The organism is Acinetobacter sp. CIP 64.7, from assembly GCF_000369745.1.
Lineage (GTDB): Bacteria > Pseudomonadota > Gammaproteobacteria > Pseudomonadales > Moraxellaceae > Acinetobacter > Acinetobacter fasciculus.
Map to the genome: position 1 here is coordinate 38,007 of NZ_KB850183.1, position 12,865 is coordinate 50,871.

Consider the following 12,865-nt stretch of genomic DNA (forward strand, 5'->3'; position numbering starts at 1 on the left):
ATTTTTTATTATAAAGCGAGTTCTTGGATCAACGCTTTAAACTCGCGACCAAGCTTGGGATGATCAACCCCATAATGTAATACAGCTTTAAGATAGCCGAGCTTGTTGCCACAGTCAAAAGTTTGACCTTTCATACGATAAGCTTCCACTGCTTCAGTCTGCTGTAACATGGCAATCGCATCGGTGAGCTGAATTTCATTGCCTGCCCCGCGTGGTGTCTGTTCCAGAAGCTGCATGATTTTTGCCGGCAGGACATAACGTCCAACCACAGACAGATTCGATGGTGCAGTGCCGACTGCCGGTTTTTCAACAATCCCTTGCATGACAATGCTTTCGCCTTCGGCCGGAGATGCGGCCACATCGACAATCCCATACTGGTCCACCAGATGTTCAGGTACCGCTTCGACCATGATTTGTGCTGCTTGAGATACATCATAGCGTTGAATCATGCGAGACAAATCATTTTCCGGATCCTGATCCTTGACCAGCACATCTGGTAATAATACCGCAAAATCTTCATCGCCAATCACGGCTTTGGCACACAGTACCGCATGGCCCAAGCCCAAAGGCTGCGGTTGACGTATACTAATAATACTTACACCGCTAGGCAGAATTTCAGTAATTTCTTTAAGTAAATCGGTTTTGTTTTTTTGCTCAAGTGTGGTTTCAAGTTCAAAATTACGATCGAAGTAATTTTCAATCGATGCTTTTGAAGAATGTGTCACCAAAATAATTTGTTCAATCCCGGCGGCTACCGCTTCACGGACCACATATTCAATCGCCGGACGATCGACCACCGTGACCATTTCTTTGGGAATCGATTTGCTGGCCGGTAAAAAACGTGTACCGAGGCCGGCCACTGGAAGAATTGCTTTCTTAATCATATCTATAAATAACCTAGTTCACTTGAATGTCATTACCACGGACATAACCATCGACATAGTATTCCAGCTGCGCCAATGCCCATTCAATATCAGACTGGGTCGCTGAAAGCTCGTGGATCTGGTTAAAGACCTCCAGAATTTCTGCCAATGGATAATGCTTCTCGACTGATCTCAGAATACACTTATGCGAAGTGATTTCTGTATTTTCTTCATCAATCAGCAGTTCTTCATACAGCTTTTCACCCGGACGTAAGCCGGTATATTGAATTTCAATATCACCATTTGGATTTTTTTCTTCACGGACTTTGAGTCCACTGAGTGAAATCATTTGTCGTGCCAGATCCTGAATCCGTACCGGTTCGCCCATATCCAGCAAGAACACATCTCCGCCCGTACCGAGGGCACCAGCCTGAATCACCAGCTGCGAGGCTTCCGGAATGGTCATAAAGAAACGGGTCACTTCGGGATCGGTCACCGTGATTGGCCCACCCTTGGCAATCTGCTGTTTAAACAGCGGCACCACCGAACCCGAAGAACCGAGCACATTACCAAAACGCACAATACTGATCTGGGTCTGATCTTGCGCTTCTGCCATGGCCTGACAATAAAGCTCTGCCATGCGTTTGGTCGCACCCATCACGTTGGTTGGACGTACCGCTTTATCGGTTGAAATCAGCACAAAGGTTTCGACACCTTTTTTCACCGCAGCATTGACACTAAATGCCGTTCCCACCGCGTTATTTTTCAGGCCTGCTAATGGGTTACACTCCACCAGAGGTACATGTTTATAAGCCGCTGCATGATAAACAGTTTGGATCTCATATTGTTCAATCACCCGCTCCAGCTTGCGTTCATCCAGTACTGAGCCCAGGATTGGAATAATGTCACATGATGCTGTAAGACGTAATTCTTTATCAATACTATATAAAGCAAATTCTGTCAGTTCATAAATGATAATTTTGGCCGGCTGGTTTTTAATAATCTGGCGACAAAGCTCAGAGCCAATTGAGCCACCTGCGCCTGTGACCATTACCACTTTATCTTGAATATTTTTGGCTAAAAGTTCTGCAACCGGAGGTACCGGATCGCGGCCCAGCAGGTCAATAATATCCACTTCCTGAATATCGGAAATTCGAATTTCACCATCGACCAGTTTAGTCAGGCCGGGAATCTCGGTAATTTTAAGATGCGCCGGTTCTAAAAATTTAACGATTTCACTTTTACGTATCCGCCCGACTGAGGGCAGTGCAATCAAAATTTCACTAATCTTTAATTTAGGGAAATATTTCAAAGCAATATCTGGTAAATAAACTTGAATCCCACCAATATTTTGGCCATTTAAAGACGGATTATCATCAATAAATATAATCGGCACATGCTCATTGGAGCGATTTAAGGTGGCTGCCACCTGCTGCCCTGCATTCCCAGCGCCGTAAATCGCGATCCGTTTTTTAGGCACTCCGGCCTGTAAATAAGAACGCACGATAAAACGGATAAAACCTCGGCTAAACCAGACCCAGGCAAACATCATAAAGCCAAACATCAACGGGATGGATGTCGGAATAAAGGCATGGGTGCTATAAGCCAATAAATACAGGCCAATCACGGATAAGATCGTTGCCAAACCCAGTTTAACAATAAAGAATTCATTGAAGGTACGAACAATAAAGCGATATACACCGCAGAGAAATAGAGCCAATACAGCAATAGCACTGACCCAAACCGTACCAAAAGGAATATTGGGTACAACTTCTGCGCCGAGGTCAAACTGGCGGATGGCATAACACAGCCAGATTAGAACAGGGAAAATACAAAAGTCTAAAATGACTAAAAATGCGAGTTTTGCTGAACGTGGAGATTCAACCAGAGGAATTACAAGAGATTTCATATATTTTTCAGCACGTCATATCTTAATTTAAAGAAGTTGTTATTAAGACTTATGTTCTATGATACTTCCCACTTCCAAGAAAGAAAATGTAGGGATAATATTATTACTTGCAACTTTCACCCCAATACTTAAATGTACAAATTGTTCAACCACCACATCATGGTCCAATAATGTACCCATATTTAAAATAGCACCATCTTGGATAATGGTATTTGTTCCAATAACACACCCAGCCATAATACTTACCCCCTGCCCTATTTTCGCACTAGGAGCAATGACGGTTTGTGGATGTATAATAGTCGTAATTGGTATAGATAAATCAAGCAGTAATTGTTGCCACTTTTGTCGTATTTGGTTATTTCCAACGGCAATGATGGCCTCAAAATCTTGTTGCTTGATTAAGGATAAGTTTTGAATATTTGAAACAATAGGATAACAACCTGCCCATTGCTGCTCAGGCCATCGATCATCAACAAAAGAAATACTCTCCCAATTACCTAAAAGTTTAGCAACTTCAGCAATTGTTTGGCCAAAACCGCCTGCTCCTAAAATAAGCAATTTTTTTTCAGGCATCAGGCTTTCCTGCTCTTAATTTAATAGCGATAAGTATTAAAGGTAGATAAGCAGTTAATACTGCAAGCTCAGGATATACCCATTGTTGCATTACAGCCATATACGCGATGGGGAATAACCAGAATAGATTAATTGCGGCTACAGTCAAAGTCACTGGCGTATGGCTGCCCCATTTACGCGATAAAATCTGATAGCTATGGCTTCGATGTGCATCATACATTTTATGACCATTCAACACGCGTTTAATCAGGGTATAGGTTGCATCAACGACAAACACACCTAGACAAATAATCCATGCACAAAACAATGCTAAGTTTTCTTTGAGGGCAATTAATGCCAAAATCCCCAATGTTAGCCCTAAAAACCCACTACAGGCATCGCCCATAAAAATTTTGGCTTTGGGAAAATTCCATAATAGGAAACCAAATACACAAGCTGCCAATAGCCATAGTATGTCTGAATTCAGTGATGTATTTAGCACATAGTACAAAATTGCCATACTGACCGTAGTCGTGATGGCTTCAACACTGGCAATACCATTAATGCCATCCATAAAATTATACAGATTGAGTAACCACACCAGAAATAACACGGCAATGATATTGGCTACAAAGCCGAGTTGCAGACCATTAAATATAGTGACTTCGGCAAAACCACCTAAACTGATCACCGCACCTATAGCCACTAAAAAATGGATGGCTAGACGCAACATGGAGTTGATATGCCCGTGATCATCTAAGAAACCAAGCAGTGCGATGACAAAACCTGCTGCCATAAGGGTTAAGCCTATATGGAGTGTCAGTTGTTGGCTATAGATCAATACAGCCAAAGCCAATAAATAACTACAGACTACCGCTACACCGCCGCCACGTGGCGTGGGTACACTGTGGGAGCTTCGCTCATTGGGATTGTCTATTATATTTTTCTTGAGGGCGTAAGCTCTCATGAAATACGTCATTGCAAACGCAAGTAAAAAGAAAATAAAGAGGGATAGCATGGACATATTTGCGACTAGGCTCAGCTTTTATGTGGCGGGTTAAACATTTTTTCTAGGCTTGCATCGACACTATACGGTGCTGTCCAACCTAAAAGTTGCGTATTTTTAGTGGTATCTACTACCAATTCTGAACATAGACGTGAGGCAACTGCTTTTTTTCCCACCAAACTTGCAAAAAAACTGATCAAGCTTTTAGGTATAGGTAGCATTAGCAATTGGTTATTTTGATATTTTGCCAATTTTTCAAATAGTTGTTTAACTGAAATATCATCTTGATCACTGGCTAGAAATACTTCACGGTTGGCATTTGGATGCGTCATACTAGTATGAATTAGGTCAGCCAAGTTATAGATACTCACCATACTACGTTTATTATCTAAGCAACCAATGGGTAAAGGGAGTTTTTTACTTGCCAAGTTCATCATACTTTTAAAGTTGGCTTTTACATTGGGTCCATAAATCAATACTGGGCGAATAATAACAACTTCGAGTCCGGTTTTTTTAGACAATTCAAGTAGTGCCTGTTCTGCTTCATATTTAGATAAGCCATAGGGATCATCAGTATTCACGGTATCGCTTGGTTTAAAAGGCTGAGCCGCGGTTTGTTCACCATTGACTTTAATACTGCTTAAGTAAATAAAACGCTTTACCCCAACCTTAACAGCCTTTTTCGCAAGATTTAATGTGCCTTGTACATTGGTTTGACGATATGCTTCGAGTGGTGACTCAGCTGTTTCATTCATGACATGTGCACGACCAGCACAGTGAATAATAATATCAACTTGGGAAAGGTCGACACTGTCCAAGTTATCATTTAAATCAAAGTTGGTATTACTTATCTTAGGGTGAGCAAATGTTTGGGCTGTACGAGTATGCGCTAAAGTTGAATAACCTTTTTCAGCCAAAAATTGCGACAAATATTGACCTAAGAAACCGTTACTGCCTGTAAGCAAGACCTTCATATTTTAAATTCCCAATATTTCTAATAAGCGCTGGTTCACTTTTTTTGCATCGAATTTTTCAATTGCAATTTTATGACTTTGATCACCCATCATATGAACCTGCTCTGGGTGCTCAATGAAATAAATCATTTTTTCTGCCAAAGCTTGTGGATTCCATTTGGGCACTAAAAAACCATTTACACCATCTATGACCGTATCTCGGCAACCAGGGACATCTGTTGTTATGACTGGACGCCCTATTGCCATCGCTTCTTGTGTACTTCTAGGGACGCCTTCGCGATATGATGGCAGTACAAACACATGAGACTGTTTAATCCACTCAGCAATATTCTCAACATGACCAAGATAATCAATTACGTTTTGGTCAATATATTGAGTCAATTCACCTTGTGTTAAAGCACCTAAATTTGCTTCATCAATTCCACCTAGTACAGTGAATGTTGTTTGAGGAAATTTCTCTTTTACAATCTGGGCAGCAGCAATAAAATCATGTATTCCTTTTTCTTTTAGAAGTCGGCCAATGAACAAAAATTGTATTGGTAAATCTTTTGTCACAGGTGAATATTTATACTGATTTAAATCTAGACCGATACCACCTAAAATATATGTTTCTTTGACTTCTATATCATTATTTATAAGCAGGTCAGTTTTATCGTCATGATTGAGTAGAATTAACTGATCTAACTTTGGTAGCGCAAGTTTATATAAAAAAACTTGAATAGCTTTAATGAGTTTAGTTTTTGAGCTTAAACCGTTCGGTTGATCTGTAAATGTATAGCCTAATCCTTCAAGCATACCTATAATTTTTGGAACTTTGGCAATTTTTGCAGCGAGCGTACCAAATATGACAGGTTTAGAAAAATATGAAAAAACTAAGTCTGGCTTTAATTGTTTGATTTGTTGTGCCAATTTATAAGTTGCGAGCATATCTGCTAAAGGGTTTAAACCACCTCGATTAAGCTGGTAAGAGATAGGAATCGCGCCTAACTTACTAATTTTATCTAGCTCTAATGCATCATTGTCCGTAGTAAATGCATAAACAGTAATATCTTTTGAGCTCAGACTCTTTATAAGTTCTGATCTAAAACCATAAAAACATGCAGCTGTAGTGCCAACCATTACAAATTTTTTCATTATTTCAACCTCGCTTGGTAGGCACTAAGTTATGATTCAAATCTATAGACAACCACTTAAGTCTTAAAATATAGAAAAAACATATATAAACAACTAAATAATTATATAGCCTCAAACGAACAGCCGTACCGAGATTATCATTTCCAATTAACCATACACTAGCATATAAAACAAAAAATATGATTAAAAAACGAATAAAACTATCTGCATAATTAACATTTTTTAATATATAGGTCATCATAAATAAAGCAGGTATTGTTTCAATTACAAACAATAAAACAGCAAAAGGATTAACTAAATATAATCCAAAAAGTTGACCTAAAGTACTTAAAACAAAGTTAGGAATGAACAACACAGGATTAGAGAAATCCAACCCTAAGTTACTCCCGCCTTGCATATCTTCTTCAAATATTTCACGGTAATCCGTAATACGTTCAAACAAACCAAGATAGTTTGCTACAAACAATGCAAAAAAATACAAAATAGCAAAGAAAAAAATACGTTTTTTTGTCAGATTAATTTTCCATAAAACTAAAGCCAGTAAAAATGCGTAACCTAAATAAGGGCGCAAAGCCAACAAAAACAACCCTATTAAAATTGCTAGTATATAAAAAAATGAAAAAACAAAAAAACTCGAACTGCTTAAAGACTTTCTTACAACCCAACAACCTACTAAAAAGGATAAAACCATGAATACATCACGATAAATATCGAATGTATAGAAAAAAAGTGTTGGATAGATAAGACACAGTAAAAAGCTGTATAAATAATATTTCTGATCTTTTTTAAAATTGAGTCCAGACAACTTAGCCACTAAAATGGGAATTATAAATAAGTTTAAAAATAAAAATAAATAAGAAATTCCATCACGAGAATAGAAACCAGAATCATTTAAAAACCTTAGAATGATAGGCCAAAAATTTACTGCTAAATCATCATAACCTAGTGCATAAGCATCATAATAATCTGAGTCATTTCCACCACCCAAACCAAGAGATATAAAGTTATTTTTTATTAAGAAATAAAAACAAAACTTTAAAAAAACCAAGAAAACAATACAGGAAAATAAAGCTTTATTTGATATTCTTTCAAATATTCTCATTCCGAATTTCTCTCAAAAAAACATCAAACTTAGAATCAGACAATATATTCTCCCATGCATATCTATGTATCAAAGTAGGGTATGCGATCACTGTTCTATTCATTTCAATAGTCTTTAGAAAATCACAATCATCCAACCAAACAGGCTGATAGTCAATTTCACTAAAAAACTCTTCAGACCATAAATAACGATTGGAAATAACCCTGAGCCCAGATGCTAAATACTCTAAAGTTTTTGTACTTGTCTGAATATTATATGGATAAATATTAGGAGTAAAATTTAAACCATATCTGGCGTTCCTATATATTTCTGGTAAATCTTTACGTTCTATCCGACCTAAAATAGTAATATTTTCATGCTTTAATAAAGAGCGTTCTAAATCACTAACCTGACCAACAACAACAACCTTATAATTTCCCGCAAGCCTTCTCAATACTTCTATAAGACCATTACGTCCAGCAATAGAGCCACAGTAAACAATATCATATAAAGGATTTTCATTTGGACGTTGAAATAAAGCCTCATCCACACCCATATCTCTATAAATATATGGCACATCATCAGTAAAATTTAAATCATGATGTACAAAGTTATTTAAAAAAATTCGCCCACTAGGCTGTTTGTTAACAAGTTTTTTCGAAAAGTTTTTAAAACGAGCGTGGGGAGGTGTAGATAAACTTTGATATTCATGAATCTCTATAGCTCGACCCTGCTTTTTTTTCCAAAAAGGTCGCATACCCATAAAGTAAATATTAAGGTCATTATTTGGATCTAGTTCATAGTCAAGTTGAACAGAATGACCATGCTTATTTAAGAATTTCTCATATGCATAAGCCTCAGGAGTGTATGCAAACTGCGAAAGAGGGATACCTACCTTCATATTATTTCCATATTTTTTTTAAGTAAAACAACTGAAAAGTTAATAAAAAAAGAGAGATTTTTTTTAAAAACCCAAAATTATCTGGCATATAGTTTATTAATTGCCCTTTAAGAATATATTTTTCAAATTTACTTAATTTATGTTTTTGAGCTAAATAATGATATGCCTCAATCACGTTCTCTTTACCTCTTATTGTTATTCTCTCATGAGGGTGACTTATATCTATTATTTGGGTTGGTATATTAAGATAGATGAACTTAACTTTTTCTTTTTTCATCAAATTAAACCAACACTCTAAATCTTGCCAAGCTTTTAAATTTACATCAAATCCCCCAGACCTCCTCAAATATTCAGTCTTTATAAAGATCTGATTACCAATAAAGTTTTGCTTTAAAAGCTTATTACTTTTTTTTACTCCTAACATTTTAGAAAAATTTAAAGTAGTTGGCTGGATAACAGTATCTTTATCAATTTTTATTTTTGATGCTGAAAAAAGGGCGCAATGAGGATTTTTCTTAATAGTATTTAAAAAAATCTCTACCCTATTTTTTTCAAAATAATCATCATCATCTAATCCAGTAATATATTTGCCATTTGCCTTATTAATGGCAATATTTCGACTTACACATGCACCACTATTTTTATCCTTTATAAAATATCGAATACGCGAATCTTGTTTTTTTATTTCTTCTAGATACGCATGTGTACCATCTTTAGAGCAGTCATCCACTATAATAATTTCTAAGTTTTGATAGGTTTGATGACGTACTGATTCTACCGCACGCTTTAATAACTCCACACGATTATAAGTTGGAATATAAACTGTCACTAAGGAATTAGACTTTTCCAAACTCATTATCAGTTTTCCCCAAATAAGTCACGTGTATAAACTTTCTCTTGCTGCTCTTTCAAATCGCTATGCATACGATTTGCTAAAATCACATCAGCACATTCAAGGAACTGGTTTAAGTCATTTTCTAAAGGATAATTTCCGAAATGGGTTGTTTTTAATGTAGGCTCATAAATTAAAATTTGAATATTATATTCTTCTAATTCATGAATTATGCCCTGAATTGCAGAATCACGAAAATTGTCAGAACCTGCTTTCATGGTTAAGCGATATATCCCTACCACATTCGGTCTTTTCTTTAAAATTTCTTTAACAATGAATTTTTTACGAGTCTGATTTGACTGAATAATTGCCTGAATCAGATTTTGTGGCACATCTTTATAATTTGCCAGTAATTGTTTAGTATCTTTTGGCAGACAATACCCACCATACCCAAATGACGGATTATTATAATGACGACCTATACGTGGGTCTAAACCTACGCCTTTCACAATATCTAAAGCATTTAGCCCATGCCTAGCACAATAGGTATCTAATTCATTAAAATACGCAACACGCATGGCTAGATAAGTATTTGAAAATAGTTTTACCGCTTCAGCCTCAGTAGATTCCATGCATAATGTAGATGCTGTTTGCTCAACAGTTGCATTCAAATAAAGTTGGGCGATTTTTTCAGCACGTTCAGACTTTTCACCCACAATAATTCGTGATGGATATAAATTATCGTAAAGTGCTTTACCCTCACGTAAAAACTCTGGTGCAAATACGATCTGTTCTGTTTTAAATTTTGATTTAACCTGTGCTGTATAGCCCACAGGTATAGTCGATTTGATAATAATGGGTGCAGAACTATTTAGCGGAAGGATTTCCGCAATTACACTTTCTATAGAAGTCGTATCGAAATAATTAGTTTCGGAATCATAGTTGGTAGGTGTAGCAATAATAATATAATCTGCTTGCTCATACGCCTGAACCTGATCAAGTGTAGCTTTCAGATTTAAATTATCTTCTTCAAATGCCCGCTCAATATAATCATCTGCAATAGGTGATATTTTTTGATTAATTAAAGCGACACGTTTTTCATCAATATCTAAACTTGTTACTTTATGCTGACGTGCAAATAGCACAGCATTAGACAAACCGACATAACCTGTTCCTACTACTGTAATATTTTTCATTGCATTACCCATAATTGTCCGATCTTTTCCCCAAAACTACCTGCGAAGCTTTTACTTCTTCCTGCGCCAGGGGTAAAGGTAATTTCCCCAAAGTAAATTGATTGTTGCGTAATATACCAATCTAATCGAACATAGTCATATTCATTACATAGGACTTCATTCAGCTTAACAATCTCTCGGATCCTCATTTGCTCATACGCGTTGAGTGTCAATTGAAAACCAAAGGGACTATGTAAAATAGAATCTAAATTATTGACATCAAAAAAAACCGTTTCATAACCTTTTTCTGATCGCTCTGCGACTACTTGTAGTAACTGCTTAAAATCACCATTATCCGTTGTAAAACGGTGAAATTTGTAGTCCCGCAATGCTTCCCCTTCTGAAGTGATCTTCTGCTCAACCACCAGTTTAGGCTGTATTAAACTATAATGCCATTCATCACACACTTGACTAAAATCAAGTTTCAACCATCTTTGTGCTTGCTCAATAATATAATCTTTTTCTCTGCTAGAAGGTACATCATCAATAATTTTCACCATACCAGCACCATGATTTGGCTTAATTACAATTTTCTCCCATTGATCCATACCATATAAGTCATCAGGATTTTCTGTACATAGAATTAATGGAATTAAATAGTCCTCGCCTATTTTCTCTTGAACATATGCGCGAACAGCATATTTATCTGCCAGTAAAGAGAATTGAGAATCTTTATCGTACAAAATACGATTTAAAACTTTCTCATTAAAATTTTGAGGGTTCTCAATATTTGGAAAGACTCCAAAAATCCTAAAATAAGTCAGAGCTAAACGATACTTTTTCGGTAATTTAGAAATTATTAACCTATACAGATTTTTTAACATTTTTCAAACCTATTAAACTAAGATGTAATTTCAAAATAACCTGATTTCTAAAAAAATAATTTGCTAATGTTAAAGATAAAAACTCTATCAGAACAAAACACATAACTGCTCCCCATATTCCATAATACTGAATAAATCCATAGGACAAAGGAACACTTAACATGCTAACACTTATCATTTTAATAGATAAATATTTATACCCATTTAATTTTATCATATACCGATAACTAATTGTTCCCAAAGCAGAAAACATAGTTGCTAAAACAATAAACGGTAGTAATTTTATAGAGTCAAAAAACTCAACCCCATATAAAGTATTAACCACCCATGATCCCAATAAAAATATACACAGCATTACAAATACCGTAATAATTATCACCAACCAGTGTATTTGTCTTAAATAATACAACTCTACAGACTTATTTTTTTCTGAATAGATTTTTGAGAAATAACTTGTAATTAGTGCCATATTGATAAAGCCCCAAGCCGAACCAAGAGTTAGAGCAACATTATAAACACCCAAAATAGAAAATGAGGTAAATTTAGCTAAAAATATATTTGAAATTTGAGTATATAAGACAATAGACAATGTAGATAAGACTAAACTCCCCCCTGTCAAAAACATATATTTATTGTACTTATTACTATTTCCTATAGTTTTTTTTCCTTTATAATTTTTAAAAAAATATAATCTTCTTAATATATATGGAATCATTGTCAAAACAATAATAGGAAAAATCATTGTATAAGCTTCAGCTTCAGTATAAACCAAAAAGAACCGTAAAATTAATGCTAAAATAAGACCTGTTATATTTGTTAAAGCATTTACAATTGAAATAAGCTGACTATTATTATGTATAGAAAAAATATCATTAATTATAAAGTAACTAGCGATACAATTACCCACCCCGAATACAAAGGTTAACCAATCACTACTAAACCATAAATATATAAGAGCACAACCTGATGTCAATATATATATATAACAACGCATTGCCTGTGTTGATATTGCTAAACGAATACCTGATTGAACATTTTTACTAAAATGTTTAAACAATATATTTTGAGCACCAAACCAGGATAAAGTCTGTACAAAAACAAAAATTGATGTGGAAAAAGCTAACTTACCAAAGCTCTCAGGTCCAATATATTTAGCCATATACGAATTGACAAAAATCAGTCCAAATATGCCTAAAAACTTTTCTAACATCATCCAAAGTGAATTAGAAAATATTTTTTTCTCAAAAAACATATTTATAACCGGCATCTAATTTTCTAATATTTAAGTTTAGACCATATGAATTATGGCTATACTTATTTAACACATACATCGTATTTACTCTTATATCTTTAAAGTAACATGTGTAAAAAAACCAAAAAGCTCCACAATAATTTATCAATCATTCAATTGACGGTAGCTAAGCCACTATGGGATTCTTTCCTGATCTTTAAAAATCCAAACACCTAACTTTAAATTAAAGCCAATCAAGCCAATCAAGCCAATCAAGCCAATCAAGCCAATCAAGCCAATCAAGCCAATCAAGCCAATCAAGC

Annotated in this window: 12 protein-coding genes; all 12 read right to left on the reverse strand. The window is 35.6% G+C overall.

Going from position 1 to position 12,865, the window contains the following annotated elements; genetic code table 11:
• Window positions 1-8: 8 nt before the first annotated feature.
• The 12 genes from galU to F890_RS17000 are packed head-to-tail and all read right to left on the reverse strand — an operon-like array spanning window position 9 to window position 12,578.
• Complete coding sequence (galU, locus tag F890_RS16945) at window positions 9-884, reverse strand: UTP--glucose-1-phosphate uridylyltransferase GalU (protein WP_005268156.1); 876 nt, start codon at window positions 882-884, stop codon at window positions 9-11.
• A 13-nt stretch (window positions 885-897) separates the two neighbouring features.
• Entirely contained in the window at window positions 898-2,772 is a 1,875-nt protein-coding gene (locus tag F890_RS16950; RefSeq protein ID WP_005268157.1) for a nucleoside-diphosphate sugar epimerase/dehydratase, read from the reverse strand.
• A 42-nt stretch (window positions 2,773-2,814) separates the two neighbouring features.
• Window positions 2,815-3,345: an acetyltransferase gene (locus tag F890_RS16955; protein ID WP_005268158.1), complete on the reverse strand. Its 531-nt coding sequence runs from the start codon at window positions 3,343-3,345 to the stop codon at window positions 2,815-2,817.
• Window positions 3,338-4,348, reverse strand: coding sequence for an MraY family glycosyltransferase (locus tag F890_RS16960; protein WP_005268159.1), 1,011 nt, complete (start codon window positions 4,346-4,348; stop codon window positions 3,338-3,340). The genes F890_RS16955 and F890_RS16960 overlap by 8 nt, the downstream gene beginning before the upstream one ends.
• 14 nt (window positions 4,349-4,362) lie before the next feature.
• The gene (locus F890_RS16965) at window positions 4,363-5,304 is read right to left on the reverse strand and encodes an NAD-dependent epimerase/dehydratase family protein (protein WP_005268160.1); all 942 of its coding nucleotides are present in this window, start codon (window positions 5,302-5,304) and stop codon (window positions 4,363-4,365) included.
• 3 nt (window positions 5,305-5,307) lie between these two features.
• The gene (locus F890_RS16970; RefSeq protein ID WP_005268161.1) at window positions 5,308-6,438 is read right to left on the reverse strand and encodes a glycosyltransferase family 4 protein; all 1,131 of its coding nucleotides are present in this window, start codon (window positions 6,436-6,438) and stop codon (window positions 5,308-5,310) included.
• A 4-nt stretch (window positions 6,439-6,442) separates the two neighbouring features.
• Window positions 6,443-7,540, reverse strand: a complete 1,098-nt coding sequence (locus F890_RS16975) for a hypothetical protein (RefSeq protein ID WP_005268162.1) — start codon at window positions 7,538-7,540, stop codon at window positions 6,443-6,445.
• Complete coding sequence (locus tag F890_RS16980; protein WP_005268163.1) at window positions 7,527-8,420, reverse strand: glycosyltransferase family protein; 894 nt, start codon at window positions 8,418-8,420, stop codon at window positions 7,527-7,529. The genes F890_RS16975 and F890_RS16980 overlap by 14 nt, the downstream gene beginning before the upstream one ends.
• A gap of 1 nt (window position 8,421) precedes the next feature.
• Window positions 8,422-9,276 carry a glycosyltransferase gene (locus F890_RS16985; protein ID WP_005268164.1) on the reverse strand — a complete coding sequence of 285 codons (855 nt, stop codon included), beginning with the start codon at window positions 9,274-9,276 and terminating at the stop codon, window positions 8,422-8,424.
• Between the two features lie 2 nt (window positions 9,277-9,278).
• Window positions 9,279-10,448, reverse strand: a complete 1,170-nt coding sequence (locus F890_RS16990) for a nucleotide sugar dehydrogenase (RefSeq protein ID WP_017397690.1) — start codon at window positions 10,446-10,448, stop codon at window positions 9,279-9,281.
• Entirely contained in the window at window positions 10,445-11,311 is an 867-nt protein-coding gene (locus F890_RS16995; protein WP_005268166.1) for an ATP-grasp fold amidoligase family protein, read from the reverse strand. Before F890_RS16995 ends, F890_RS16990 begins: the two co-directional genes overlap by 4 nt.
• Window positions 11,292-12,578, reverse strand: coding sequence for an oligosaccharide flippase family protein (locus tag F890_RS17000; RefSeq protein ID WP_017397689.1), 1,287 nt, complete (start codon window positions 12,576-12,578; stop codon window positions 11,292-11,294). The genes F890_RS16995 and F890_RS17000 overlap by 20 nt, the downstream gene beginning before the upstream one ends.
• Between the last annotated feature and the right edge of the window lie 287 nt (window positions 12,579-12,865).